The 25,601-nt window shown below is 70.1% G+C and carries 19 protein-coding genes; 12 read left to right on the top strand and 7 right to left on the bottom strand.

Annotated features, from left to right (window positions below; genetic code table 11):
- Window positions 1-8 precede the first annotated feature (8 nt).
- From nuoE to recQ, 11 genes are all read left to right on the top strand, one after another.
- The gene (gene nuoE, locus ACFWXQ_RS35675) at window positions 9-833 is read left to right on the top strand and encodes an NADH-quinone oxidoreductase subunit NuoE (RefSeq protein WP_383935968.1); all 825 of its coding nucleotides are present in this window, start codon (window positions 9-11) and stop codon (window positions 831-833) included.
- On the top strand, window positions 833-2,215 hold the full coding sequence (gene nuoF / locus ACFWXQ_RS35670) for an NADH-quinone oxidoreductase subunit NuoF (RefSeq protein WP_383935852.1): 1,383 nt from the start codon (window positions 833-835) through the stop codon (window positions 2,213-2,215). Before nuoE ends, nuoF begins: the two co-directional genes overlap by 1 nt.
- Window positions 2,212-4,716: an NADH-quinone oxidoreductase subunit G gene (locus ACFWXQ_RS35665; protein ID WP_383935850.1), complete on the top strand. Its 2,505-nt coding sequence runs from the start codon at window positions 2,212-2,214 to the stop codon at window positions 4,714-4,716. The genes nuoF and ACFWXQ_RS35665 overlap by 4 nt, the downstream gene beginning before the upstream one ends.
- On the top strand, window positions 4,713-6,101 hold the full coding sequence (gene nuoH, locus ACFWXQ_RS35660; RefSeq protein WP_383935848.1) for an NADH-quinone oxidoreductase subunit NuoH: 1,389 nt from the start codon (window positions 4,713-4,715) through the stop codon (window positions 6,099-6,101). Before ACFWXQ_RS35665 ends, nuoH begins: the two co-directional genes overlap by 4 nt.
- Complete coding sequence (gene nuoI / locus ACFWXQ_RS35655; protein ID WP_383935846.1) at window positions 6,094-6,696, top strand: NADH-quinone oxidoreductase subunit NuoI; 603 nt, start codon at window positions 6,094-6,096, stop codon at window positions 6,694-6,696. Before nuoH ends, nuoI begins: the two co-directional genes overlap by 8 nt.
- Window positions 6,693-7,535, top strand: a complete 843-nt coding sequence (locus tag ACFWXQ_RS35650; RefSeq protein ID WP_200397661.1) for an NADH-quinone oxidoreductase subunit J — start codon at window positions 6,693-6,695, stop codon at window positions 7,533-7,535. Before nuoI ends, ACFWXQ_RS35650 begins: the two co-directional genes overlap by 4 nt.
- Window positions 7,532-7,831: an NADH-quinone oxidoreductase subunit NuoK gene (gene nuoK / locus ACFWXQ_RS35645; RefSeq protein ID WP_003974374.1), complete on the top strand. Its 300-nt coding sequence runs from the start codon at window positions 7,532-7,534 to the stop codon at window positions 7,829-7,831. Before ACFWXQ_RS35650 ends, nuoK begins: the two co-directional genes overlap by 4 nt.
- Before the next feature lie 14 nt (window positions 7,832-7,845).
- Window positions 7,846-9,741, top strand: coding sequence for an NADH-quinone oxidoreductase subunit L (gene nuoL, locus ACFWXQ_RS35640; protein ID WP_383935843.1), 1,896 nt, complete (start codon window positions 7,846-7,848; stop codon window positions 9,739-9,741).
- Between the two features lie 5 nt (window positions 9,742-9,746).
- Window positions 9,747-11,318, top strand: a complete 1,572-nt coding sequence (locus ACFWXQ_RS35635) for an NADH-quinone oxidoreductase subunit M (RefSeq protein ID WP_383935841.1) — start codon at window positions 9,747-9,749, stop codon at window positions 11,316-11,318.
- Window positions 11,315-12,964, top strand: coding sequence for an NADH-quinone oxidoreductase subunit NuoN (gene nuoN, locus ACFWXQ_RS35630; RefSeq protein WP_383381101.1), 1,650 nt, complete (start codon window positions 11,315-11,317; stop codon window positions 12,962-12,964). The genes ACFWXQ_RS35635 and nuoN overlap by 4 nt, the downstream gene beginning before the upstream one ends.
- Window positions 12,965-13,166: 202 nt before the next feature.
- On the top strand, window positions 13,167-15,257 hold the full coding sequence (recQ, locus tag ACFWXQ_RS35625) for a DNA helicase RecQ (protein WP_383935966.1): 2,091 nt from the start codon (window positions 13,167-13,169) through the stop codon (window positions 15,255-15,257).
- A gap of 92 nt (window positions 15,258-15,349) precedes the next feature.
- On the opposite strand, the gene ACFWXQ_RS35620 is transcribed toward recQ, so the two are convergent.
- From ACFWXQ_RS35620 to fahA, 7 genes are all read right to left on the bottom strand, one after another.
- A complete protein-coding gene (locus ACFWXQ_RS35620) occupies window positions 15,350-18,379 on the bottom strand; it encodes a fumarate reductase/succinate dehydrogenase flavoprotein subunit (protein WP_383935839.1) in 3,030 nt (1,009 codons plus the stop codon).
- Window positions 18,376-19,176, bottom strand: coding sequence for an ABC transporter ATP-binding protein (locus tag ACFWXQ_RS35615; RefSeq protein ID WP_383935837.1), 801 nt, complete (start codon window positions 19,174-19,176; stop codon window positions 18,376-18,378). The genes ACFWXQ_RS35620 and ACFWXQ_RS35615 overlap by 4 nt, the downstream gene beginning before the upstream one ends.
- A complete protein-coding gene (locus ACFWXQ_RS35610) occupies window positions 19,160-20,023 on the bottom strand; it encodes an ABC transporter permease (RefSeq protein WP_383935835.1) in 864 nt (287 codons plus the stop codon). Before ACFWXQ_RS35610 ends, ACFWXQ_RS35615 begins: the two co-directional genes overlap by 17 nt.
- Entirely contained in the window at window positions 20,020-21,408 is a 1,389-nt protein-coding gene (locus ACFWXQ_RS35605; RefSeq protein WP_383935834.1) for an ABC transporter substrate-binding protein, read from the bottom strand. The genes ACFWXQ_RS35610 and ACFWXQ_RS35605 overlap by 4 nt, the downstream gene beginning before the upstream one ends.
- 15 nt (window positions 21,409-21,423) lie before the next feature.
- Complete coding sequence (locus ACFWXQ_RS35600) at window positions 21,424-21,651, bottom strand: ferredoxin family protein (protein ID WP_010986276.1); 228 nt, start codon at window positions 21,649-21,651, stop codon at window positions 21,424-21,426.
- Between the two features lie 48 nt (window positions 21,652-21,699).
- Window positions 21,700-22,479 carry a GntR family transcriptional regulator gene (locus ACFWXQ_RS35595; RefSeq protein WP_383935832.1) on the bottom strand — a complete coding sequence of 260 codons (780 nt, stop codon included), beginning with the start codon at window positions 22,477-22,479 and terminating at the stop codon, window positions 21,700-21,702.
- 298 nt (window positions 22,480-22,777) lie between these two features.
- On the bottom strand, window positions 22,778-24,049 hold the full coding sequence (fahA, locus tag ACFWXQ_RS35590; RefSeq protein WP_383935830.1) for a fumarylacetoacetase: 1,272 nt from the start codon (window positions 24,047-24,049) through the stop codon (window positions 22,778-22,780).
- 244 nt (window positions 24,050-24,293) lie between these two features.
- On the opposite strand from fahA, the gene ACFWXQ_RS35585 reads away from it, so the two are divergent.
- A complete protein-coding gene (locus ACFWXQ_RS35585) occupies window positions 24,294-25,550 on the top strand; it encodes an ATP-grasp domain-containing protein (RefSeq protein WP_383935828.1) in 1,257 nt (418 codons plus the stop codon).
- Window positions 25,551-25,601: the final 51 nt, after the last annotated feature.

The following is a 25,601-nucleotide window of genomic DNA, read 5'->3' as shown; positions in this document are numbered from 1 at the left end:
GCCTGGGCATGCCCCAACTGCCCGCGCCCGACTACCCGGACGACGTTCGAGCCAGGCTGGAGGCGGACGCGCGCGAGATCATCGCCCGTTACCCGGACTCCCGGTCCGCCCTCCTTCCGTTGCTGCATCTCGTGCAGTCGGAGGAGGGCCATGTCACGCGCACAGGGCAGCGGTTCTGCGCGGAGATGCTGGACCTGACCACGGCCGAGGTCACAGCGGTCGCGACCTTCTACTCGATGTACCGGCGCAAGCCGAGCGGTGACTACCAGGTGGGCGTCTGCACCAACACCCTGTGCGCGGTCATGGGCGGCGACGCGATCTTCGAGTCCCTGCAGGACCACCTCGGTGTCGGCAACGGCGAGACCACCGACGACGGCCTGGTCACCCTGGAGCACATCGAGTGCAACGCGGCCTGCGACTTCGCGCCGGTCGTGATGGTCAACTGGGAGTTCTTCGACAACCAGACCGTGGCGAGCGCGAAGCGCCTCGTCGACGACCTGCGCTCGGGAACACAGGTCGAGCCGACACGCGGTGCCCCCTTGTGCACGTTCAAGGACACGGCCCGCATCCTGGCGGGCTTCCCCGACGAGCGCGAGGGCGCGGTCGAGGCGAGCGGCGGCGCGGGCCCCGCCTCGCTGATCGGCCTCCGGCTGGCCAAGGGGGAGACGGGCCCCGCGCGCGTGGTGCACCCGCGAGGGTCCGGCGCTCCCCAGGACGAGCCGCTGCACGACCCGTCCCCGTCCGAGCACCTCAGTTCGCACGACGCACCGCAGGACACGTCGGCCTCCGACCCGTCCCACCCGGCCGGGCCCACTGCCGAGGAGGGGGAGTGATGACCTTGTCCACTCAATACGGGGGCACCTCCCAGCCCGAGGCTGGGGGAGAGACGAGCCCCGAGAAGCTGCTCTCACCGGTGCTGTCCGCCTTCTGGGACGAGGACAAGTCCTGGTCGCTGGACGTGTACCGGAGGCACGACGGGTACGAGGGCCTGCGCAAGGCGCTCGCTATGTCGCCGGACGACCTCATCGCGTATGTGAAGGACTCCGGTCTGCGCGGCCGTGGCGGCGCGGGATTCCCCACCGGAATGAAGTGGCAGTTCATTCCCCAGGGTGATGGAAAGCCTCACTATCTAGTTGTCAACGCCGACGAATCGGAGCCGGGCACCTGTAAGGACATCCCGCTTCTCTTCGCGAACCCGCACAGCCTCATTGAGGGCATTGTCATCGCCTGTTATGCGATCCGGTCGTCGCATGCGTTCATCTATCTGCGTGGTGAAGTCGTCCCCGTGCTCAGGCGGTTGCACGAGGCCGTACGCGAGGCCTACGCGGCGGGCTACCTGGGCGAGAACGTGCTGGGCAGCGGACTCGATCTGCAGCTCACCGTGCACGCGGGCGCGGGCGCGTACATCTGCGGTGAGGAGACCGCACTGCTCGACTCGCTCGAAGGCCGCCGTGGACAGCCGCGACTTCGTCCCCCTTTCCCTGCCGTCGCGGGCCTCTATGCCTGTCCGACTGTTGTGAATAACGTCGAGTCCATCGCGTCGGTTCCCGCGATTCTCCACAAGGGCAAAGAATGGTTCCGCTCGATGGGAAGCGAGAAGTCCCCGGGCTTCACGCTCTACTCCCTCAGCGGCCATGTCACCAGCCCCGGCCAGTACGAGGCCCCGCTCGGCATCACACTCCGTCAGCTCCTCGACATGAGCGGCGGCATTCGGAAGGGACACCGCCTCAAGTTCTGGACGCCGGGCGGCTCCTCGACCCCGATGTTCACCGACGAGCACCTCGACGTCCCTCTTGACTACGAAGGAGTGGGCGCCGCGGGTTCCATGCTCGGCACAAAAGCACTCCAGTGCTTCGACGAGACGACCTGCGTCGTCCGTGCCGTCACCCGGTGGACCGAGTTCTACGCCCACGAGTCCTGCGGCAAGTGCACGCCCTGCCGCGAAGGGACGTACTGGCTCGTGCAGTTGCTGCGCGACATCGAGGCCGGCAAGGGCGTCATGTCCGACCTCGACAAGCTGAACGACATCGCCGACAACATCAACGGCAAGTCCTTCTGCGCCCTCGGCGACGGCGCGGCCTCGCCGATCTTCTCCTCGCTCAAGTACTTCCGCGCGGAGTACGAGGAGCACATCAACGGCCGGGGCTGCCCCTTCGACCCCGCCAAGTCGACGGCCTGGGCCGACAAGGAAAAGCACACGGAGGTGAACGCATGACGGTAACCACGAGCGCTCCCTCCGGAGGCGGGGAGGCTGCGGTTCCGCCGGAGGATCTCGTCGCGCTGACCATCGACGGCGTCGAGATCAGCGTGCCCAAGGGCACCCTGGTCATCCGCGCGGCCGAACAGCTCGGCATCGAGATCCCCCGCTTCTGCGACCATCCGCTCCTCGACCCGGCCGGCGCCTGCCGTCAGTGCATCGTCGAGGTCGAGGGCCAGCGCAAGCCCATGGCGTCCTGCACGATCACCTGCACGGACGGGATGGTCGTCAAGACCCACCTCACCTCTCCTGTCGCCGAGAAGGCCCAGAAGGGTGTGATGGAGCTCCTGCTCATCAACCACCCGCTGGACTGCCCGGTCTGCGACAAGGGCGGCGAGTGCCCCCTGCAGAACCAGGCCATGTCGCACGGCCACTCCGAGTCCCGCTTCGAGGGCAAGAAGCGCACGTACGAGAAGCCCGTCCCGATCTCCACCCAGGTGCTGCTCGACCGCGAACGCTGTGTGCTGTGCGCCCGCTGCACCCGGTTCTCCAACCAGATCGCGGGCGACCCGATGATCGAGCTGATCGAGCGGGGCGCGCTCCAGCAGGTCGGCACCGGCGAGGGCGACCCCTTCGAGTCGTACTTCTCCGGGAACACCATCCAGATCTGCCCGGTCGGCGCGCTGACCTCGGCGGCGTACCGCTTCCGCTCCCGGCCGTTCGACCTCGTCTCGTCGCACTCGGTGTGCGAGCACTGCTCCGGCGGCTGCGCGACCCGCACCGACCACCGGCGCGGCAAGGTCATGCGGCGCCTCGCCTCCCCGGACCCCCAGGTCAACGAGGAGTGGCTGTGCGACAAGGGGCGGTTCGGCTTCCGGTACGCGCAACAGCGGGACCGGTTGCAGACGCCTCTGGTGCGCGGCGAGTCCGGTGAGCTGGAGCCCGCTTCCTGGCCGGAGGCCCTGGAGGCCGCCGCCCAGGGGCTCCTTGCCGCCCGCTCCCGGGCCGCCGTCCTCACCGGCGGCCGGCTGACCGTCGAGGACGCCTACGCGTACAGCAAGTTCGCGCGCGTGGCCCTCGACACGAACGACATCGACTTCCGCGCGCGCGTGCACAGCGGCGAGGAGGCCGACTTCCTGGCCGCCCGGGTCGCCGGACGCGGACGTGACCTCGACGGTACGGGCGTCACGTACACCGCACTGGAGAAGGCACCCGCCGTCCTGCTCGCCGGATTCGAGTCCGAGGAGGAGGCGCCCGGTGTCTTCCTGAGGCTGCGCAAGGCCTGGCGGGGACACGGGCAGAAGACCTTCTCGCTGGCCACCCACGCGACCCGCGGTCTGGAGAAGGCGGGCGGCACGCTGCTGCCGGCCGCCCCCGGCACCGAGACCGAGTGGCTGGACGCGCTCGCCTCCGGGGCCGGCCTGGAGGGCGACGGAGCGAAGGCCGCCGAGGCGCTGCGCACCGAGGGCGCCGTGATCGTCGTCGGCGAGCGGCTGGCCGCCGTGGCGGGCGGGCTCACCGCCGCCGTACGGGCCTCCACCGCGACCGGCGCCGAACTGGTGTGGATCCCGCGCCGGGCCGGGGAGCGCGGCGCGATCGAGGCGGGGGCGCTGCCCTCGCTGCTGCCCGGCGGACGCCCGGCCACCGACCCGCGCGCGCGGGACGAGGTCACCCTCGCCTGGGGCATCGCGGCGCTGCCGCACCGCCACGGCCGTGACACCGGACAGATCGTCGAGGCCGCCGCCACCGGGGAGCTCTCCGCGCTCGTCGTCGCGGGCGTCGAGGTCGCCGACCTTCCCGATCCGGCACGCGCGCGTGAGGCACTGTCCGGGGTGGGCTTCCTGGTGTCGCTCGAACTGCGTCCCAGCGAGGTCACCGGGCACGCGGACGTCGTCTTCCCCGTGGCCGCGGTCGCCGAGAAGGCGGGCACCTTCCTCAACTGGGAAGGCCGGGCACGCCTCTTCGAGTCCGCGCTCAAGCCCGAGCAGCTGACCCGCCGGGTGTCGCCCACCGACGGGCGGGTCCTGCACATGCTGGCCGACGCCATGGACGTACACCTGGGACTGCCGGACCTGCGCACCGCGCGCGTGGAGCTCGACCGGCTCGGCACCTGGGACGGGGCGCGGGCCACCGAACCCGTGGAGACCGCGGCCGTTCTGCCGCGGCCCGCCTCGGGAGAGGCCGTGCTCGCCGGACACCGGCTGCTGCTCGACCAGGGCCGCCTCCAGGAGGGCGACACGGCGCTCGCCGGGACGCGGCATGCCGCACACGCGCGCGTGTCGGCCGCCACGGCCGCCGAGGCGGGCGTCAAGAACGGCGACCTGCTCGCCGTGACCGGCCCCTCCGGAGTGGTCGAACTCCCGCTGCAGATCACGGAGATGCCCGACCGCGTGGTCTGGCTCCCGCTGAACTCCGCCGGGGGAGGCGTCGCCTCGGACACGGGCGCGCTGCCCGGCGCACTCGTCCGCATCGGCCCGGCGACGCTCGCCGCCGAGACCCCCAAGGAGGTGGAGGCATGACCGGAAACCTCGCCGCGCCCGTGTACCTGGCCGCGGAGGACCTCTCCATGTTCGGCCGCGACCCCTGGTGGCTCGTCGTCATCAAGGCGGTCTTCTGCTTCGCCTTCCTGATGATCACCGTGCTGTTCTCCATCGTGTGGGAGCGCAAGGTCGTCGCCTGGATGCAGCTGCGCATCGGCCCCAACCGGCACGGCCCCTGGGGCATGCTCCAGTCGCTCGCCGACGGCATCAAACTGATGCTCAAGGAAGACCTGATCGTCAAGCGCGCCGACAAGGTCGTCTACATCCTCGCGCCGATCGTGGCCGCGATCCCGGCCTTCATGGCGATCGCCGTGATCCCCTTCGGACCGGCCGGCAACGAGATCTCGATCCTCGGCCACCGCACCACGATGCAGCTCACCGACCTCCCGATCGCGATGCTCTACATCCTCGCGGTCGCCTCGGTGGGCATCTACGGAATCGTGCTCGCGGGCTGGTCCTCCGGGTCGACGTATCCGCTCCTCGGCGGCCTGCGCTCCTGCGCGCAGATGATCTCGTACGAGATCGCCATGGGCGCCGCGTTCGCGTCGGTGTTCCTGTACTCCGGCTCGATGTCGACCTCGGAGATCGTCGCCCAGCAGCAGGACCGCTGGTACATCATCCTGCTGCCGGTGTCGTTCCTGATCTACATCGTGACGATGGTCGGCGAGACCAACCGCGCCCCCTTCGACATGCCGGAGTCCGAGGGCGACCTGGTCGGCGGCTTCAACACCGAGTACTCGTCCATCAAGTTCGCGCTGTTCATGCTCGCCGAGTACGTGAACATGGTGACCGTCTCGGCGGTCTCCGTGACGCTCTTCCTGGGCGGCTGGCGGGCACCCTGGCCGGTCAGCACCTTCTGGGAGGGCGCGAACCACGGCTGGTGGCCGATGCTCTGGTTCGTCATCAAGGTGCAACTGCTGCTGTTCTTCTTCATCTGGCTGCGCGGCACGCTGCCCCGCGTCCGCTACGACCAACTGATGAAGCTCGGCTGGAAGGTCCTCATCCCGGTCTCCGTGGTCTGGCTGATGTGCGTCGCGACCGTACGGACCCTGCGAAACGAGAACTACGACTTCGCCGACATCGCCCTGTACGTGGCGGGCGCGGTCCTTGTCCTGCTGTTGCTGTCCTTCATCGCCGACATGTACCGCGACCGGAAGGACGCCCAGGAGACGCCGGAGGAACCCGTCGCCTTCGACCCGATGGCGGGCGGATTCCCCGTACCGCCGCTGCCCGGACAGGAGCTGCCGCCGGTGCCCCGGCGACGCCCGCGCCGGGAGCGGGAGTTGATTGTCAGTGGTGCCGTGAATACTGACAGTGACGGAACCGATGGACCTCGCGACGGAAAGGAGGCGTCCGATGGCTGATGAGCAGAAGGAGACCAAACCCGGTTTCCAGAACCCCGTCGCAGGCTTCGGCGTGACCTTCAAGGCCATGTTCAAGAAGCGGCTGACCGAGCAGTATCCGGAGCAGCAGAAGACCACCGCCCCGCGGTTCCACGGCCGGCACCAGCTCAACCGCCATCCGGACGGCCTGGAGAAGTGCGTCGGCTGTGAGCTGTGCGCCTGGGCGTGTCCCGCGGACGCCATCTATGTGGAGGGCGCGGACAACACCGAGGAGGAGCGCTACTCCCCGGGCGAGCGGTACGGCCGCGTCTACCAGATCAACTACGCCCGCTGCATCCTGTGCGGCCTGTGCATCGAGGCGTGCCCCACGCGCGCGTTGACGATGACGAACGAGTTCGAGCTGGCCGACTCCAGCCGCGCCAACCTCATCTACACCAAGGAGCAGCTGCTCGCCGGTCTTGAGGAGGGCATGGTCGAGTCACCGCACTCGATCTTCCCGGGCATGGACGAGGGCGACTACTACCGGGGCCTGGTCACGGAGGCCGCGCCCGGCACGGTTCCCCAGGTGGCGGTCTCCAAGGGAGAGAAGCCCGAGGAAGAGGGGGCGGACACATGAGCGCGCAACTCGCCGCCCACGCCAACTCCCTCGCGGCCTACTCCACGTCCACGGGCGAGGCCTTCCAGTTCTGGATCCTCGGCACCGTCGCGGTGATCGGCGCCCTGTGCACCGTCTTCATGAAGAAGGCCGTGCACAGCGCGCTCTGCCTCGCCGGGACCATGATCGTCCTGGCGGTGTTCTACCTCGCCAACGGCGCGTACTTCCTGGGCATCGTCCAGGTCGTCGTCTACACCGGCGCGATCATGATGCTGTTCCTCTTCGTGGTCATGCTCGTCGGTGTCACCGCGGCGGACTCCCTGAAGGAGACCATCAAGGGCCAGCGCTGGCTGGCCCTGCTGTGCGGCCTCGGCTTCGGAATCCTGCTCTGCGCGGGCATCGGCAACGCCTCGCTGTCGGAGTTCAACGGCCTGACCCAGGCCAACTCCGGCGGCAACGTGGAGGGTCTGGCGGCCCTCATCTTCACGAAGTACGTCTTCGCCTTCGAGATCACCGGCGCCCTGCTCATCACCGCCGCCGTCGGCGCCATGGTGCTCACCCACCGCGAGCGCACCGAGCGGGCCAAGACCCAGCGCGAGCTGGCCGGGGAGCGCGTGCGGGCGAACAAGCAGCTCCCGCCGCTGCCCGCCCCCGGCGTCTACGCCCGGCACAACGCGGTGGACATCGCCGGCCTCCTGCCGGACGGCACCCCGTCCGAGCTCACCGTCATCAAGACACTGCGTGACCGCGGCCAGATCCGCGATGTGTCGGACGAGGCGATCAAGGACCTCAAGGCGCTGGAGCAGCGTTCCGAGGAGCGGCTCGGCCGCGAAGAGCGGGAAGAGGAGGCCGCGAAGTGAACCCCGTCAACTACCTCTACCTCGCCGCCCTGTTGTTCACGATCGGCGCCACCGGCGTCCTGATCAGGCGCAACGCGATCGTGGTGTTCATGTGCATCGAGCTGATGCTCAACGCCTGCAACCTCGCGTTCGTCGCCTTCTCCCGGATGCACGGCAATCTCGACGGCCAGATCATCGCCTTCTTCACGATGGTCGTCGCCGCCGCGGAGGTCGTGGTCGGGCTCGCGATCATCGTGTCGCTGTTCCGTTCCCGCCACTCGGCCTCGGTCGACGACGCCAGCCTGATGAAGCTGTAAGGGGTCGCTGAATCGTGGAGAACCTGATTGCGCTGCTTGTGGCGGCGCCTCTGCTCGGAGCGGCCGTACTGCTGTGCGGCGGCCGGCGGCTGGACGCCGTCGGCCACTGGATCGGTACGGCTCTCTCGTCCGTCTCCTTCGTGATCGGCGCGATCCTCTTCGCCGACATGCTGGGCAAGGACGCCGAACACCGGGCCATCGGCCAGCACCTGTTCAGCTGGATCCCCGTAGAGGGCTTCCAGGCGGACGTGGCCTTCCAGCTCGACCAGCTGTCGATGACGTTCGTGCTGCTGATCACGGGCGTCGGCTCGCTGATCCACGTGTACTCCATCGGGTACATGGAGCACGACGAGCGGCGCCGCCGCTTCTTCGGCTATCTGAACCTGTTCCTCGCGGCGATGCTGCTGCTCGTCCTCGCGGACAACTACCTGCTGCTGTATGTCGGCTGGGAGGGCGTCGGCCTCGCCTCGTACCTCCTGATCGGCTTCTGGCAGCACAAGCCCAGCGCCGCCACCGCCGCGAAGAAGGCCTTCCTGGTCAACCGCGTCGGCGACATGGGCCTGTCGATCGCCATCATGCTGATGTTCACCACCTTCGGGACCTTCGCCTTCGGGCCGGTCCTGGAGGCCACCGGTGAGACCGGCGAGGGCAAGCTGACCGCCATCGCCCTGATGCTGCTGCTCGCCGCCTGCGGCAAGTCCGCCCAAGTACCGCTGCAGTCCTGGCTCGGGGACGCGATGGAGGGCCCGACCCCGGTCTCGGCCCTCATCCACGCCGCGACGATGGTGACCGCGGGCGTGTACCTGATCGTCCGCTCCGCCGACATCTTCAACGCCGCGCCGGACGCCCAGCTCGTGACCACCGTGGTCGGAGCGGTCACGCTCCTCTTCGGTGCGATCGTCGGTTGCGCCAAGGACGACATCAAGAAGGCGCTCGCCGGTTCGACCATGTCGCAGATCGGCTACATGATCCTCGCGGCGGGCCTCGGCCCCATCGGCTACGTCTTCGCGATCATGCACCTGGTGACGCACGGCTTCTTCAAGGCCGGGCTCTTCCTCGGCGCCGGTTCGGTCATGCACGGCATGAACGACGAGGTCGACATGCGGAAGTACGGCGGCCTCAGGAAGTACATGCCGGTCACCTTCGTGACGTTCGGTCTCGGTTACCTGGCCATCATCGGCTTCCCGGGCCTGTCCGGCTTCTTCTCCAAGGACAAGATCATCGAGGCGGCCTTCGCCAAGGGCGGCACCGAGGGCTGGATCCTCGGCAGCGTGGCCCTGCTCGGCGCGGCCATCACCGCGTACTACATGACACGCGTGATGCTGATGACCTTCTTCGGAGAGAAGCGCTGGCAGCCCGACGAGAACGGCCACGAGCCGCACCCGCACGAGTCCCCCAGGTCCATGACGATCCCGATGATCGTGCTGGCCTTCGGATCGGTCTTCGCGGGCGGGTTCTTCAGCATCGGCGACCGCTTCATGCACTGGCTGGAGCCCGTCACCGAGCATGCGCACGGAAACCCGCCGGTCAGCGCGACGACGGTCACGCTCGCCACCATGGTCGTGCTCGTCATCGGCGTCGCTCTCGCCTACGTCCAGTACGGGCGCCGTCCCGTCCCGGTGGTCGCCCCGCGCGGCTCCCTGCTCACCCGGGCCGCCCGGCGCGACCTCCTCCAGGACGACTTCAACCACGTCGTCCTCGTACGCGGCGGAGAGCACCTCACGCGCTCCCTGGTGTACGTCGACCACACCCTGGTCGACGGGGTCGTCAACGGCACGGCGGCCTCGATGGGCGGCCTCTCCGGACGGCTCCGCAAGCTGCAGAACGGCTACGCGCGGTCGTACGCGGTCTCCATGTTCGGCGGTGCTGCGATCCTCATCGCCGCGACCCTGCTGATGAGGGCGGTCTGATACCGATGTCCTTTCCTCTGCTGACAGCGACGGCGGTGCTCCCGGCAGTCGGGGCCATCGCCACGGCAGCCGTGCCGGCCGCGCGCCGCACCGCCGCCAAGTGGCTGGCGCTGCTCGTCTCGCTCGCCACCCTGGTACTCGCCCTGGTCGTCCTGATCCGCTTCGACCCGGACGGCGACCGCTACCAGCTCACCGAATCGCACGCCTGGATCGCGGACTTCGGAGTGCGGTACGAACTGGGCGTGGACGGCATCGCGGTGGCGCTCATCGCGCTGACCGCCCTGCTGATCCCGTTCGTGATCCTCGCGGGCTGGCACGACGCCGACCCGCTGGAGACCAGCAGCAGCCGCTGGCGCCCGACCCAGGGCTTCTTCGCCCTGATCCTCGGCGTCGAGGCGATGGTGATCATCTCCTTCGAGGCCACCGACGTCTTCCTCTTCTACATCTTCTTCGAAGCCATGCTCATCCCGATGTACTTCCTCATCGGCGGCTTCGGAGACCGTGCCCACGCGGGCTCGGACGAGCACGCGGCGGCCCAGCGCTCGTACGCCGCGGTGAAGTTCCTCCTCTACAACCTGGTCGGCGGCCTGATCATGCTGGCCGCGGTGATCGGTCTCTACGTGGTGGCGGGAAACTTCTCGCTCCAGGAGATCGCCGAGGCCCGGGCCAACGGCACGCTGGACATGGCGACCAACACCGAGCGATGGCTCTTCCTGGGCTTCTTCTTCGCCTTCGCGGTGAAGGCGCCCCTGTGGCCGCTGCACACCTGGCTGCCCAACGCGATGGGGGAGGCCACCGCCCCGGTCGCCGTCCTCATCACGGCGGTGGTCGACAAGGTCGGCACCTTCGCGATGCTCCGCTTCTGCCTCCAGCTGTTCCCGGAGGCCTCGAAGTGGGCGACGCCGGTCATCCTCGTACTCGCCCTGATCAGCATCATCTACGGGGCGCTGCTCGCGGTCGGCCAGCGCGACATCAAGCGGCTGGTGGCGTACGCGTCGATCTCCCACTTCGGGTTCATCATCATGGGCATCTTCGCCATGACGAGCCAGGGACAGTCGGGCGCGACGCTCTACATGGTCAACCACGGAATCTCGACCGCCGCGCTGATGCTGGTGGCCGGCTTCCTGATCTCGCGGCGCGGCTCGCGTCTGATCGCCGACTACGGAGGGGTGCAGAAAGTCGCGCCGGTGCTCGCCGGCACCTTCCTGATCGGCAGCCTCGCGACGCTGTCCCTGCCGGGGCTCGCGCCGTTCGTGAGTGAGTTCCTGGTCCTGGTCGGCACGTTCACGCGCTACCCGGCCATCGGGATCATCGCCACCTTCGGCATCGTCCTCGCCGCGCTCTACACGCTCGTGCTCTACCAGCGGACGATGACCGGCCCGGTGAAGCCCGAGGTCTCCGCGATGCCCGACCTGCGGGTGCGGGAACTCGTGGTGGTCACCCCGCTGATCGCCCTGCTGATCTTCCTCGGCGTCTACCCGAAGCCGATCACCGACATCGTCAACCCGGCGGTCAAGCAGACCATGTCCGACGTACAGAAGAAGGACCCCCAGCCCGAGGTGGAGGCGGCCCCGTGAGCGCTACAGCCGTCCACAGCCTGTGGACAATGGCGGCCGACCCGATCGACAAGATCGACGCGCCGAAGATCGAATACGGGCAGTTGTCGCCCACCCTGATCGTCATCGGTGCGGCGATCATCGGGATCCTGGTCGAGGCCTTCGTGCCCCGGAAGTCCCGCTACTACGTCCAGTTGTTCGTGTCCGTCGTCGCCCTCGCCGCCGCGTTCGCCGCGGTCGTCGGGCTCGCGGCGAGCGGATACGGCACCACCAAGGCCGGTATCGCCGCGATGGGCGCCATCGCGGTCGACGGGCCCTCGCTGTTCCTGCAGGGCACGATCCTGCTGGCCGGTGTGCTCGGCGTGTTCACGTTCGCCGAGCGGCGTCTGGACCCGGTGGCGCACGGCAACCGCGTCGATTCCTTCGCCGCGCAGGCCGCGTCCGTGCCGGGCAGCGACAGCGAGAAGGCCGCGGTCAAGGCCGGGTTCGCCACCACCGAGGTGTTCCCGCTGCTGCTCTTCGCGATCGGCGGCATGCTCGTCTTCCCGTCGGCGAACGACCTGCTGACGCTGTTCATCGCCCTGGAAGTCTTCTCGCTGCCGCTCTACCTCCTGTGCGCCGTGGCCCGCCGCAAGCGGATCATGTCGCAGGAGGCCGCGGTCAAGTACTTCCTGCTCGGCGCCTTCGCCTCCGCGTTCACCCTCTTCGGCATCGCCCTGCTCTACGGCTACGCCGGTTCGGTGTCGTACGCGACGATCGCGCAGGTCGTCGACGGCACCATCGGGACGGTGAACCCGGCACTCGCCGACACCATGGGCAACGACGCGCTGCTGCTCATCGGCGCCGCGATGGTCGTCATGGGCCTGCTCTTCAAGGTCGGCGCCGTGCCGTTCCACATGTGGACCCCGGACGTCTACCAGGGCGCACCGACCCCGGTCACCGGCTTCATGGCCGCCGCGACCAAGGTGGCCGCCTTCGGCGCGCTGCTGCGGCTGCTGTACGTCGTGCTGCCGGGCCTGCGCTGGGACTGGCGGCCGGTGATGATGGGCGTCGCGGTCGTCACCATGCTGGGCGGCGCGATCGTCGCGATCACCCAGACCGACATCAAGCGGCTCCTCGCGTACTCGTCGATCGCACACGCGGGATTCATCCTCGCGGGTGTCATCGCGACCACGCCGGACGGCGTCTCGTCGGTGCTCTTCTACCTGGGCGCGTACTCGTTCGTGACGATCGGCGCGTTCGCGGTCGTCACCCTCGTACGGGACGCGGGCGGCGAGGCCACGCACCTGTCCAAGTGGGCCGGCCTCGGACGCAGGTCACCGCTGGTGGCCGCCGTGTTCGCGGTCTTCCTGCTGGCCTTCGCGGGCATCCCGCTGACCTCCGGCTTCGCCGGGAAGTTCGCCGTGTTCAAGGCGGCGGCCGAGGGCGGCGCGGGCGCGCTGGTCGTGGTCGGTGTGATCTCGTCGGCCATCGCGGCGTTCTTCTACATCCGCGTGATCGTGCTGATGTTCTTCAGCGAGCCGCGTCCGGAGGGGCCGACGGTCGCCGTGCCGTCGCCGCTCACGATGACGGCGATCGGGGTGGGCGTGGCGGTCACGCTGGTACTGGGTGTGGCGCCGCAGTACTTCCTCGACCTGGCTGGTCAGGCAGGTGTGTTCGTTCGCTGACGCTGTGGTTCTTCGGGCCTCGGCTTCCGTTGGGAGCCGGGGCCCGAAGTGTTTTCCGGGGCGTGGCGGAGGTGTTTTTGGGCGCGTCGGCGGGCGCGTTGCGCAGATACTCCGTCGCAGCCTGTGGATAACTCTGAGGCTGTCGGTGCGGACCCCTATCGTGGAGGCAGTGGTCGAGGCACGACGTACGGGGGACGGGACGATGGGCGGGACGGGTGTGATGACAGAGGTGGCGGAGAGCGAAGCGCTCGGCACGCTCCACCGGGTCTTCGGTTACGAGACCTTCCGAGGCGAGCAGGAAGCCGTCATCGAGCATGTGGTGAGCGGCGGGGACGCGGTCGTCCTCATGCCCACGGGCGGCGGAAAGTCGCTCTGCTACCAGATTCCGGCCCTGGTCAGACCGGGCACGGGCGTGGTGGTCTCACCCCTCATCGCGCTGATGCAGGACCAGGTGGACGCGCTGCGGGCGCTCGGCGTGCGCGCCGGGTTCATGAACTCCACGCAGGACTTCGACGAGCGGCGCACCGTCGAGGCCGAGTTCCTCGCGGGCGAGCTCGACCTGATCTACCTCGCGCCCGAGCGGCTGCGCCTGGAGTCCACGCTCGACCTCCTCAAGCGCGGAAAGATCTCCGTCTTCGCGATCGACGAGGCGCACTGCGTCTCCCAGTGGGGCCACGACTTCCGCCCCGACTACCTCTCGCTCTCCCTGCTGGGCGAGCGCTGGCCCGACGTACCGCGGATCGCGCTGACCGCGACGGCCACGGACGCCACCCACAAGGAGATCACCCAGCGCCTGGGCATGCCGGACGCCCGTCACTTCGTGGCGAGCTTCGACCGGCCCAACATCCAGTACCGGATCGTGCCGAAGGCAGACCCGAAGAAGCAGCTCCTGTCCTTCCTGAAGGAGGAGCACGCGGGCGACGCGGGCATCGTCTACTGCCTGTCGCGCAACTCGGTCGAGAAGACGGCCGAGTTCCTCGCCCGCAACGGCATCGCGGCGGTGCCGTACCACGCGGGGCTGGACTCCGGCACGCGCGCCGCCCACCAGTCGCGGTTCCTGCGCGAGGACGGGCTGGTGGTGTGCGCGACCATCGCCTTCGGCATGGGGATCGACAAGCCGGACGTCCGGTTCGTCGCCCACCTCGACCTGCCGAAGTCGGTCGAGGGCTACTACCAGGAGACGGGCCGCGCCGGCCGCGACGGACTGCCGTCCACGGCATGGATGGCCTACGGCCTGAACGACGTCATACAGCAGCGCAAGATGATCCAGTCGAGCGAGGGCGACGAGGCGTTCCGGCGCCGGGCGGCCGCGCATCTCGAAGCGATGCTCGCGCTGTGCGAGACCGCCCAGTGCCGGCGCGGCCAGCTGCTCGCCTACTTCGGCCAGGACCCGGAGGCCCCGGCTTGCGGGAACTGCGACACGTGCCTGGTCCCGCCCGAGACCTGGGACGGCACGGTCGCGGCCCAGAAGGTGCTGTCCACCGTGGTGCGGCTGCAGCGCGAACGGGGGCAGAAGTTCGGGGCGCTCCAGATCGTCGACATCCTGCTCGGGCGCAGGAGTGCCAAGGTCATCCAGTTCGACCACGACCAGCTGTCCGTGTTCGGCATCGGTGAGGACCTGGCCGAGGGTGAATGGCGCGGTGTCGTCCGGCAGTTGCTGGCCCAGGGGCTCCTCGCGGTCGAGGGCGAGTACGGCACGCTGGTGCTGACCGAGGCGAGCGGGACCGTGCTGCGGCGCGAGCGGGAGGTGCCGCTGCGCAAGGAGCCGCCGAAGCCGGTGGCTTCCCGTTCCTCGTCCTCCTCGTCCGGCTCCGGTCGCAGCGAGCGCAAGGCCAAGGCGGCGGCCGCGGCGGCCGAGCTCTCTCCCGATCTGCTCCCCGCCTTCGAGGCCCTGCGCGCCTGGCGTGCCGGTCAGGCCAAGGAGCAGGGCGTCCCGGCGTACGTCATCTTCCACGACGCCACGCTGCGGGAGATCGCCACGATCTGGCCCGGCTCCGTGGCGGAGCTGGGCGGGATCAGCGGGATCGGCGAGAAGAAGCTCGTGACGTACGGGGAGGGTGTGATCGGGGTGCTTGCCTCCTTGGAGCGGCCTTCCGGTTCGGGCTCCGGTTCTAGTTCCGGCTCGGGCTCGGGCTCCGGTTCCGCTTCGGGCTCCGGTTCAGGCTCCGGCTCTGGGCGAGCGGAGGGTTCGGGGAGCGGTGAGGGGGCTGTCCCGGCGCCTCGGAGTGACGGTGACCCCGGGTTGTACTGGCCCGAGATGGAAGCTGAGCCGGAGCCGGAGGACTGGATATAGGTGCGGGTCGGTGGGGGCTGGTCGCGCAGTTCCCCGCGCCCCTGAAGAGCGGGGCTGCGCCCCAGCTCTTCGGCCTGGGCACCGTGTGCGTGTCACAGAGCGCGTGACGCGTACGCCCTGACGTCGGCGTCGGAGTCGGTCGCGGCCGTGGAGAGGGCCTCGCGCGCTGCGGCGACGGCCGTCGCGGTGGAGGTGAGCGAAGCGTCCCCGGCTGTCCCGGCGTCCCGGCCTGACCCGCCTTCCGGGAGTGCGTAGTGCTCGCCGAACGCCGTTGGCTGCGTATGGCGGACGAGTGCCAGGACGGCGGCCTTGCGGACGTCCGCGTTCGGGTCGGCCAGGGCCTTGGCGAGAGCCGGTACGGCCACCTCGGTGTCAGCCGCGGACAGCGCGGTGGCTGCGCCGGCCCGGACCTGCCACGCGGGATCGGCCTGAGCACGGACGGCGCGTTCGGCCAGCGACGCCGGGCATCCCGTGCCGGCCAGCGACGCGAAGGCGGCGCCGCGGACCAGGGCGTCGGTGTCCTCGGTGAGGCGGTCGAGGGCGGCGAGCACGGCGTGGGTGTCGGGGTCGGTGGCCGTGGCGTCCGGCGCCGGAGCGGAGCCCGCGACCGCCTCACCGCCCGCCGGGTCCCTCGCGCCCGCCGCGACAGCCGCGTTTCGGCGGTCCGCGTCCGCGCCGACCGTGGCCAAAGCCTTCGCCACGGTCACCCGCACCTCGCGGGAGGTGTCGTCCGCCGCCCGGACCAGTTCGTCGGCCGCGTCGACGGAGACCAGTGCACGGACCGCTTCGATACGGACGGAGATATCAGGGTCGCCCAGTGAGCGGGCGAAGAGGCCGGCGTCGCCCAGCCGCAGGGCACGCAGGACATCGAGAGCGGCGGCGCGGACGACGGGGTCGGGCTGCGCGAGGGCGCCTGCGAGCGGGTCGCGCAGGGCCGGTTCCGGGGTGAACGTCTCGACGAGTTCACGCAACGAGGCCGCCGCGGTGGCGCGTACGGCGGAGTCGGTGTCGGCGAGTGCGGCGGCCAGTGCCGGACCGGTTCCGGTGGGCGTGGTCTCGGTGAGCACGCTGACCGCCGCTCGCCGGACGGAGGGCTCGGGGTCGGTCAAGTAGGGCTGGACGGTGGTGAGTTCGGGCTCCTCCTCGGCGAGGGCGAGGAGTTCGAGCAGCCGGGGTGAGGCGTTCTCGCGGGCGCTTTCGCTGCTGGTGCCCTCGCCGCCGGTGTTGTCGCTGTGGTCGTTGGGACCGGTACTCACGGCCGCGGCGGTGGACGGCCGCGCGGCCACGGGGGCCGCGTCCCGTGCGCCCGCCGTGGCCACGCCCTCCGGGTGGACCTCGCCGAGGTGTCGGGAGGGGCCGCCGGTCGGGTCGAAGCCGTCGACGGGGACGGCGTAGGGAGCCACGGGACGAGCCGTGAACTCCATCGAACCAGAGGGGGACTTGTGCAGGTCGAGGTGGTGGAACCAGGAGGCGTCGTCGCGCGCGGGATGGTCCGTGCGGTCGTGGTAGAGACCCCAGCGGGACTCCGTGCGGGCCAGCGAGGCACGGGCCGCCATCTCCGCGCAGTCGCGGATGAAGGTGACCTCGGCGCACCGCATCAGCTCGTGCGGAGTGCGCCCGCCCATCTCGGAGATGTCGGCGCGCATCCGCTCGAAGGACTCGACGGCGAGCGACAGCCGGGCACCGGACTTGGGGGGCGCCACGTAGTCGTTCACGAAGCGCCGGAGTTTGTACTCGACCTGGGGCTGGGGCGGCCCCTCCGGGTTGCGCAGCGGGCGGTAGACCAACTCGTGCGCCTCGCGCAGCTGATCGTCCGGCAACTCGCCCTTGTGGGCGCGGTACTGGGATGCGTCCGCCCCCGCGAGGTCACCGAAGACGAACGCGCCGATCATGTAGTTGTGCGGGACGCAGGCCAGGTCCCCGGCGGCGTACAGCCGCGGCACGGTCGTACGGGCGTGGTCGTCGACCCGTACGCCGGAGGCCGAGTGGCCGCCGCAGAGGCCGATCTCGGAGATGTGCATCTCGACGTCGTGGGTGCGGTAGTCGTGACCGCGGCCGGCGTGGAAGGTGCCGCGGGTGGGCCGCTCGGTGGAGTGCAGGATCGACTCCAGGGCGGAGATCGACTCCTCGGGCAGGTGGCTCAGCTTGAGGTACACAGGCCCCCGGTCGCTCGCCACCTCCGCGGCGAACTCCGCCATCATCTGGCCCGACCAGTAGTCGGAGTCGACGAAGCGTTCGCCGTGCCGGTTGACCTGGTAGCCGCCGAAGGGGTTGGCGACATAGGCGCAGGCGGGGCCGTTGTAGTCCTTGATCAGCGGGTTGATCTGGAAGCACTCGATACCGGTGAGCTCGGCACCCGCGTGGTAGGCCATGGCGTAGCCGTCACCGGCGTTGGTGGGGTTCTCGTAGGTCCCGTAGAGGTAGCCGGAGGCAGGCAGACCGAGGCGGCCGCAGGCGCCGGTCGCGAGGATCACGCCGCCCGCGCGGACCGTCACGAACCGGCCCGTGCGGGTGTTGAAGCCGGCCGCCCCGATGGCGCGCCCGTCCTCGGGGGACGTCAGCACGCGTACCGGCATCACCCGGTTCTCGATGCGGATCCGCTCGCGCATCTCGCGCCGCCGCAGCTGCCGGTAGAGGACCTTCTTGACGTCCTTGCCCTCGGGCATCGGCAGCACGTACGAGCCGGACCGGTGGACCTGGCGGACCGCGTACTCGCCGTGCTCGTCCTTCTCGAACTTCACGCCGTACGACTCCAGGCGCTGCACCATGGCGAAGCCGCGGGTGGCGGTCTGGCGGACGGTGGACTGGTCGACGATGCCGTCGTTGGCGCGGGTGATCTCGGCGACGTAGTCGTCGGGTTCGGCGCGGCCGGGGATGACCGCGTTGTTGACGCCGTCCATGCCCATGGCGAGGGCGCCGGAGTGCCGGACGTGCGCCTTCTCCAGCAGCAGCACGTCGGCCCCGTGCTCGGCGGCGGTCAGCGCCGCCATGGTGCCGGCCGTACCGCCGCCGATGACGAGGACGTCGCAGGAGAGCTCTTCGGCGTCGCCGAGGGCGGGGATCTCCAAGAGGGAGCCACGGGTGTCGTGGGTGTCCGGGGTGTCCACCAGGGTGCCTTTCACGTGCTCAGAGAGGTGAGGACTTCGCGGCGCAGAGCCACGCGTGCGGGGTCGTCGTGCGCCGCACGGTCGCGCGGCCGAGGTACCTCGCGTACGGCTGTCACGCGGCCGGAGCCGAGGAGCGCCACGCGGTCGCCGAGGAACAGGGCCTCGTCCACGTCGTGGGTGACGAAGACGACGGTCGCTCCCGTGCCGTGCAGCACCTCCACCAGCAGGTCCTGCATGCCGGCCCGGGTCTGGGCGTCGAGGGCGCCGAAGGGTTCGTCCATCAGGGCGGCGCGTGGGCGTGGGGCGAGCGCGCGGGCCAACTGCGCGCGCTGGCGCTGGCCCCCGGAGACGCGATGCGGCAACTGCGTCGACCGGTCGGCGAGTCCGACCCGGTCGAGCCAGGACTCGGCCTGCCTCCTGCGTTCGCCGCGCGGCAGTCCCTGGATGGCCAGGGGCAGTTCGACGTTGGCGCGCAGGGTGCGCCACGGGAGCAGGGCATCCTCCTGGAAGACCAGGGCGCGATCCGCCGCCGGTCCTTCGATCCGTCGGCCGTCCTGCTCCACCGTCCCGGCCAGGGCGGGCAGCAGCCCGGAAAGCGTGCGCAGCAGCGTCGACTTGCCGCAGCCCGAGGGGCCGACGACGGTGAGGATCTCGCCCGGGGCGACATCCAGGTCGACGTCGGCCAGCGCGGAGGCGTCCGGACGGCCGAGCGTGGCGGCGCGGAGGACGAGCCGGGTGCCGTGCACGGGCGCGGGTGCCCGCACGACCTCCTTCGTCTCGGCGGACGTTCGGGTCTCAGACGAAGTGCTCATCGCGCGCCTCCTCGGTGCGGACGGCGGTGGGGGCGTGACCGGCGTGCGGAGGGCGCTTCGGTGTTCTGGCGCGCGCCGCTGGGACGTACGACGTGCGCGGGAGCCAGCGGGTCAGCCGGCGGCCGAGGAGTTCCACGGCCGTGGAGGTGAGCCAGCCCAGCACACCGATCGTGACCATGCCGACGAAGACGCCGGGGTAGTCGACGACCGTGTAGTCCTGCCAGGTGCGGTAACCGACGCCGTACTGGCCGGAGATCATCTCGGCGGAGATGACACAGATCCACGAGACGCCGATGCCGACCGACAGGCCGCCGAAGATGCCTGGCAGCGCGCCCGGCAGGACCACCGAGGCCAGGATCCGCCACCGGCCGCCGCCCATGGTGCGTACGGCCTCCTCCCAGGCGGGGGTCAGCGCGCGAACCGCGTGCCGGGTGGAGACCAGGACCGGGAAGTAGGCGGCCGTGAAGGTGATGAAGACGATGCCCTGTTCGTTGGAGGGGAAGAGGAGGATCGCGACGGGGACCAGGGCGATCGCCGGGATCGGGCGGACGACCTCCAGCAGCGGGCCCAGCAGGTCCTCGGCGAGGCGGGAGCGGGCCACGAGCACACCCGTGGCCACGCCCAGGACGGCCGCGAGCAGGAAGCCGGACAGGATCCGGGTGAGGCTGTCGGTGAGATCGGTCCAGTAGTCGGGGCCGCTCACCCGGTCGGCGAAGGCGTGGGCCACGTCGGCGACCGTCGGGAACTGCGAGAAACGCAGCCACAGGTCGACGTTCAGGCTGGTCAGCAGCTGCCACAGACCGAGGGCGGCCGCCAGTGAGGCCGCCCTCAGTACGTACCGGGTCACGACGCCCGCTCCAGTGCGTCGGCGTACGTGATGACGCGGGCGCCCGCGTGTTCGGCGATGTACGCCTTCGCGGTCGCCGGGGCGACGAAGGGCAGCAGCTCGTCACCGTCGGCCACCCAGACCGCCTTGTCGGCGAACCACGGGGTGCCGGTGGTGGCGTCGGGGACGTAGGCCGCGCGGATCCCGTCCTTGTGCTTCGCGACGTAACCCAGCAGTTCGGCGGGCGACTTGAAAGTGCGGGTCTCGGCGGCGCCCTTGGGCCATACCTCGCTCGCGGCCGGTGCGGGCGCCGAGGCCAGGCGCTCGGCGTAGTCCGGGCCGAGGGCCTTCCTGACGTACTGGTCGTCGACGAAGGAGTCCACGTCCACGTCCCCGGTCAGCTTCGCCGCCTTGAGGATCGAGACGTCCTCCTTGAGGGCGGAGACGAGCTTCGGCTTGATCGCCGGGTCGAAGGTGGCGATGCCGTGTGCGCCGTTGTAGAGGTACACGACCTCGGCGGGCAGCCCGGTCGCCTTCGCGACCTTCTCCGCCGCGGCCACCGGGTGGTCGTGGAGGTAGTCCGTCGCCTCCGCCTGGGCCTTGAGGAACGCCTCCAGTACGGCGGGGCGTTTCTTCGCGAAGTCCTCGCGGGCGGTGACCCCGTGGAAGGTCGGCAGGTCCAGTTCGGCGCCGTCGTACAGGGCCTTCGCCTTGCCCTGGAAGGCGAGCAGGCCCGGCCACGCGACGAACTGCGAGAGTGCGTCGGTGCTGCCCGCCGAGAGTGCCGAAGCACCCACCGCGGGCTGCTGGTTGAGCTTCTCGATGCCCTTGTCCGGGTCGATTCCGGCGCGCTGCAGGGCCCGTACGAGGGTGCCGTCGGCCGCCGAGCCGATGCTCGTCGAGACCTTCTTGCCGCGCAGGTCATCGAGGGAGTCGAGCTTCGAGTCCGGCGCGGTGACGACGGTGTTGAGGCCGCCGCGCAGGTTGTAGCCGGTGACGGAGACGAGGTGGGTGGGGCGGCCCAGCTGCTTGCCGCGGGCCGCGTTGATCAGCAGCGGGAAGTCGCCCATCGAGCCGATGTCGATCTTCCCGGCGGTCATCTGCGCGGTGATGGGGGCGCCGGTCGCGTAGTCCTGCCAGTTCACCTTGTAGGTGTGGCCGTCGTGGAGGGCGCTCAGCTGCTGCTCGAAGGAGCCGAGGGAGCGGAGCAGGGTGCCCGCGGTGACGGTGTTGATGGTCTTGGACTGGTAGCCGACCGTGACGGTGACCGTGGAGCCGGACCCGGCCTCGGCGTCACCGCCGCAGCCGGTCAGGGGGAGCAGGAGGACGCCTCCGAGCGTGGCAGCCGCGGTGCGTTTCAGGGCCGTGCGTTTCAGGGCCGTATGGTTCGGGGCCGTGTGTTTCATGGGAGTCCGCGCCTCTCACCGGAGCAGATAGGGCATGTTGACCGTCACGGCTCCGGTGGGGCAGCGGGCCGCGCACGGGCCGCAGTACCAGCACTCGTCGACGTGCATGTAGGCCTTGCCGTTGCTCTCGTCGATGGCGAGGGAGTCCAGCGGGCACATGTCCACACAGAGCGTGCAGCCGTCGATGCACTTCGACTCGTCGATGGTCACGGGCACGTCGGCCCGCTGGGGCGCCAAGGGCATGGCTGTCTCCAGGGAGGTCCCGCAGATACGGGAAAGAGGGCGGAGGAGTCAGAGCGAGCGGCGCAGCGGACCGCTCATCGTGATGCGGTCGCCGCGGAAGCGGATGAACTCCAGGTCGACGGGCCGGCCGTCGGCGAGGTGGGTGAGGCGCTCCAACATCAGGACGGCCGAGCCGCGCGGGGCCTGCAGAACTGTCGCGGAGTGCGCGTCGGCGTTGACGGCCTCCAGGGTGATCTCGGCGTGCCCGAGCGGCTGCCCGGTGATGCCTTCCAGGAGGCGGAAGACGTCGGTGTTCTCCAGGTCGGCGCCGAGCAGGGCGGTGCCGAGGTCGAGTGGGATGTAGGTGAGGTCGAGGGAGAGCGGGAGGCCGTTCAGCCGTCGCAGCCGCTCGATGTAGAGGACGTCGGCGCCGACGGGCACCCGCAGCCGTTCGGCGACCGGGGCCGGTGCGGCGACCGGACCCGCGGTGCGGACCTCGTTGCTGACCCGGCCGTGTTCGCGCAGGGTCTCCGCGAGTCCCATCAGCCGGTCGAGCCCGTGCGGATACTTCTCGGCGACGACGACCGTGCCGACACCGGGCTGCCGTTCCACCAGACCCTCGGCCCGCAGCAGGTCGAGGGCCTGGCGCACGGTGTTGCGCGAGGCCCGGTAGTCGGCGCCGATGGCCGCCTCGTGCGGCAGCGTGCCGTGCGGGAAGCCGCCCGCCAGCACCTGGTGGCGCAGCAGGTCGGCGAGTTGCCTGGCCCGGTCCGCGCGCAGCCGCCGCCGGCGGGCGGCGACGGTGGTCGCGCCCTGGCCGGCGTGGTCACGGATGCGTTCGGTGGGCATGCGACGGACCATACCGACGGGGTAAGGGATGTGGTGTTGCCACAGTGTTGCGCCACCAGCGGCTCCACCGGCCGAGCGGATGACCTGCGGTTTCTCCGTGGACCCGACAAGATCTGCCACTGCGGGCGCCACCGGGAAGGGCACATCCCCGGAGCACGCCGCCCCGTAAAGAACCGCCTCGGCAGGCGCCCCTTAAGGGGCGCGGGGAACTGCGCGACAAGCCCCCACCGACCCGCAGGTCAAAACAACCCCGCGTCAGCGAACACCGACGCGGCTGGCCGCACCCGCGGCCGGACAGCTACGCCCCCGCCGCCACCCGCCCGCTCACCTCGCCAAGACCCACCCGCGTGCCATGCGGCCCCGGAGCCCACGCGGTCAGCGTCACCGTGTCCCCGTCCTCCAGGAACGTCCGCTTGCCGTCCGGCAGTTCGAGGGTGTCCCGCCCGTTCCAGGTCAGCTCCAGGAGCGAGCCCCGCTCGTCGTCCGAGGCCCCGCTCACCGTGCCCGACCCGTACAGATCGCCCGTACGCAGCGACGCGCCGTTCACCGTCATGTGGGCCAGCTGCTGGGCGGCCGTCCAGTACATGGTCGAGAAGGGCGGCTCGGAGACGACATGACCGTTGACGGCGACGGAGATGCGCAGGTCGTAGCCGCCGGGGTCCTCGGAGGCGCCGTCGGTGTCGTCCAGATACGGCAGCAGCGGATGCGTACGTGCCGGGGGCGCGACCCTGGCGTCGTCCAGGGCGTCGAGCGGGGTGATCCAGGCCGACACCGAGGTGGCGAAGGACTTGCCGAGGAACGGGCCGAGGGGGACGTACTCCCAGGCCTGGAGGTCGCGTGCGGACCAGTCGTTGAGGAGGCAGAGCCCGAAGACGTGATCGCGGAAGTCGCTCAGCGGGACGGCCGTGCCCATCGGCGAGGGCGTGCCGACCACGAAGCCGACCTCCGCCTCGATGTCCAGCCTGACGGACGGCCCGAAGACCGGCGCCGGGTCGGCCGGGCCCTTGCGCTGGCCCGAGGGGCGTACGACCTCGGTCCCGGAGACGACCACGGTGCCCGACCTGCCGTGGTAACCGATCGGCAGATGCTTCCAGTTGGGGGTGAGGGAGTCCTCGGCGTCGGGGCGGAAGATCTGGCCGACGTTACGGGCGTGGTTCTCGGAAGCGTAGAAGTCGACGTAGTCGGCGACCTCGAAGGGGAGGTGGAGCGTCACCTCGGAGAGCGGGTGCAGCAGGGGCGCGATCGTCTCGCGGTGCGCCGGCACCGTCACCCACGCCGTGATCGCGCGCCGCACGTCCGACCAAGCCGTGCGGCCCGCCGCGAGCAGTGGGTTCAGCGAGGGACGGGCGAGCAGCGCGGCGTACGGGGAGCCGAGTTCCACGGCCGCGGCCCCCGCGTCCAGCACGTGGTCGCCCAGCCGAACGCCCACGCTCCGCCGGCCGGAGTCGCTGTTGGACCCGCCGTTGGACGCGCCGTCGGACCCGCTGTCGGGCCCGCCAAGGGAGAACACGCCGTACGGAAGATTGTGCGGGCCGAAGGGATCGCCCTCGGGGACATCGAAGGGGGGCATGGGGTGCTGCCTCGCTTTCCGTGTGGGTGGGGCACACGTTACGGGGGAGTTGCCCTTCTTGGGCAGTGTCTAAAGGGTTCGCAATGTCCGTTCTAAAGGGTTCGCAAGAGTTCGCAATGTCCGATTCGGGCCCGGGTCGGAGTGGTTGATTCCGGCTTAGCGTCCATTCGGGGGACACGGGCGAGTTGGATCCGCGTCCGTAGGGGGACACGTGGGGGGACCCGTGGCCAGAAGCTCCGCAGGCATGCCATTCGACGTGCCTTTCGACCTGGACCGGGAAGTGCCGGGCCTGATCGTGAAGTTCGGCGACTACCCGCTGCACCACGGCGGAGTGGGCGCGATCCGCAGCCTCGGACGCCTGGGCGTACCGATGTACGCGATCACGGAGGACCGATACACACCCGCCGCGGCCTCGCGGCACCTGCGGCAGGCGTTCGTCTGGCCGACCACGGGGACGGAGCGGACGGAGCGGCTCGTCGAGGGACTGCTGCGCGTCGGGCGCCGGATCGGCCGGCCCACCGTGCTGATCCCGACCGACGAGGAGGCCGCGGTGCTGATCGCCGAGCACCAGGCGGAGCTCGCGGACCGCTTCCTGTTTCCTGGAGTGGACGCCGGCCTTCCGCGCCGCCTCGCCAGCAAGCAGGGCCTGCACGAACTCTGCCTGGAGCACGGCATACCCAGCCCGGAGTCCGCCTGCCCGGAGTCGTACGAGGAGATCGAGGACTTCGCCGCGAAGGCGGTCTTCCCGCTCGTGGCCAAGAACCGCGAGGCCTTCGTGCGCCGCGCGCGACCGGCCGTGAACGGGACGACCCGTATCGAGACCCGAGAGGGTCTGCTCGCGCTCGCGCGTGGCTGGGGCGAGCACCCCGGGGTGATCCTCCAGGAGTATCTGCCCAGGGAGGACGCCGAGGACTGGATCGTGCACGCGTACTTCGACGCGGACTCGACGCCGCTCGCGATGTTCACCGGCGTCAAGGTCCGCTCCTGGCCGCCGCACGCGGGGATGACGGCGAACGCGTACGTGGTCGACAATCCGGAACTAGCGGACATCGCCGCACGTTTCATCAAACAGATCGGCTTCAGCGGCGTCATCGACCTCGACCTGCGCTTCGACCGGCGCGACGGCCGGTACAAACTGCTCGACTTCAACCCGCGGATGGGCGCGCAGTTCCGGCTGTTCGAGAACGAGTCGGGGATCGATGTCGTCCGCGCCATGCATCTGGACCTGACCGGCCGCACCGTTCCGGAGGGGGAACAGCTCGCGGGCCGGCGCTACATCGTGGAGAACATCGACCTGCCCGCCCTGCTCGCGTACCGCCGCAGCGGCTACACGACACCGCACGCCCCCGCCCACGCGAGCGGCACGGAGCTGGCGTGGCTGGCGGCGGACGACCTGCGGCCGTTCTTCACCATGCTCGCGCGCTTCGTACGGCCCGGAGTGAAGCACATGTACCAGCTGTGGCGGACCAACCGCCGCAGTGCCCGCGCGACCGCGGGCTGAGTGCCCGTCCGACCACGAACGAGCAGTACGTATGACGAAGCAGCGTCCTGG

Origin of the sequence: Streptomyces sp. NPDC058697 (genome assembly GCF_042715345.1) — a bacterium.
GTDB classification, from domain to species: Bacteria; Actinomycetota; Actinomycetes; order Streptomycetales; family Streptomycetaceae; genus Streptomyces; species Streptomyces liliifuscus.
Note: the sequence above shows the minus strand (reverse complement) of the source record. Positions and strands in the feature narration are given on the sequence as shown.

Coding starts and splice junctions, on each gene's coding strand:
- nuoE (WP_383935968.1), top strand. CDS start 9: ATGCCCCAACTGCCCGCGCCCGACTACCCGGACGACGTTCGAGCCAGG.
- nuoF (WP_383935852.1), top strand. CDS start 833: ATGACCTTGTCCACTCAATACGGGGGCACCTCCCAGCCCGAGGCTGGG.
- ACFWXQ_RS35665 (WP_383935850.1), top strand. CDS start 2,212: ATGACGGTAACCACGAGCGCTCCCTCCGGAGGCGGGGAGGCTGCGGTT.
- nuoH (WP_383935848.1), top strand. CDS start 4,713: ATGACCGGAAACCTCGCCGCGCCCGTGTACCTGGCCGCGGAGGACCTC.
- nuoI (WP_383935846.1), top strand. CDS start 6,094: ATGGCTGATGAGCAGAAGGAGACCAAACCCGGTTTCCAGAACCCCGTC.
- ACFWXQ_RS35650 (WP_200397661.1), top strand. CDS start 6,693: ATGAGCGCGCAACTCGCCGCCCACGCCAACTCCCTCGCGGCCTACTCC.
- ACFWXQ_RS35635 (WP_383935841.1), top strand. CDS start 9,747: ATGTCCTTTCCTCTGCTGACAGCGACGGCGGTGCTCCCGGCAGTCGGG.
- recQ (WP_383935966.1), top strand. CDS start 13,167: ATGGGCGGGACGGGTGTGATGACAGAGGTGGCGGAGAGCGAAGCGCTC.
- ACFWXQ_RS35615 (WP_383935837.1), bottom strand. CDS start 19,176: ATGAGCACTTCGTCTGAGACCCGAACGTCCGCCGAGACGAAGGAGGTC.
- ACFWXQ_RS35605 (WP_383935834.1), bottom strand. CDS start 21,408: ATGAAACACACGGCCCCGAACCATACGGCCCTGAAACGCACGGCCCTG.
- ACFWXQ_RS35600 (WP_010986276.1), bottom strand. CDS start 21,651: ATGCCCTTGGCGCCCCAGCGGGCCGACGTGCCCGTGACCATCGACGAG.
- ACFWXQ_RS35595 (WP_383935832.1), bottom strand. CDS start 22,479: ATGCCCACCGAACGCATCCGTGACCACGCCGGCCAGGGCGCGACCACC.
- fahA (WP_383935830.1), bottom strand. CDS start 24,049: ATGCCCCCCTTCGATGTCCCCGAGGGCGATCCCTTCGGCCCGCACAAT.
- ACFWXQ_RS35585 (WP_383935828.1), top strand. CDS start 24,294: ATGCCATTCGACGTGCCTTTCGACCTGGACCGGGAAGTGCCGGGCCTG.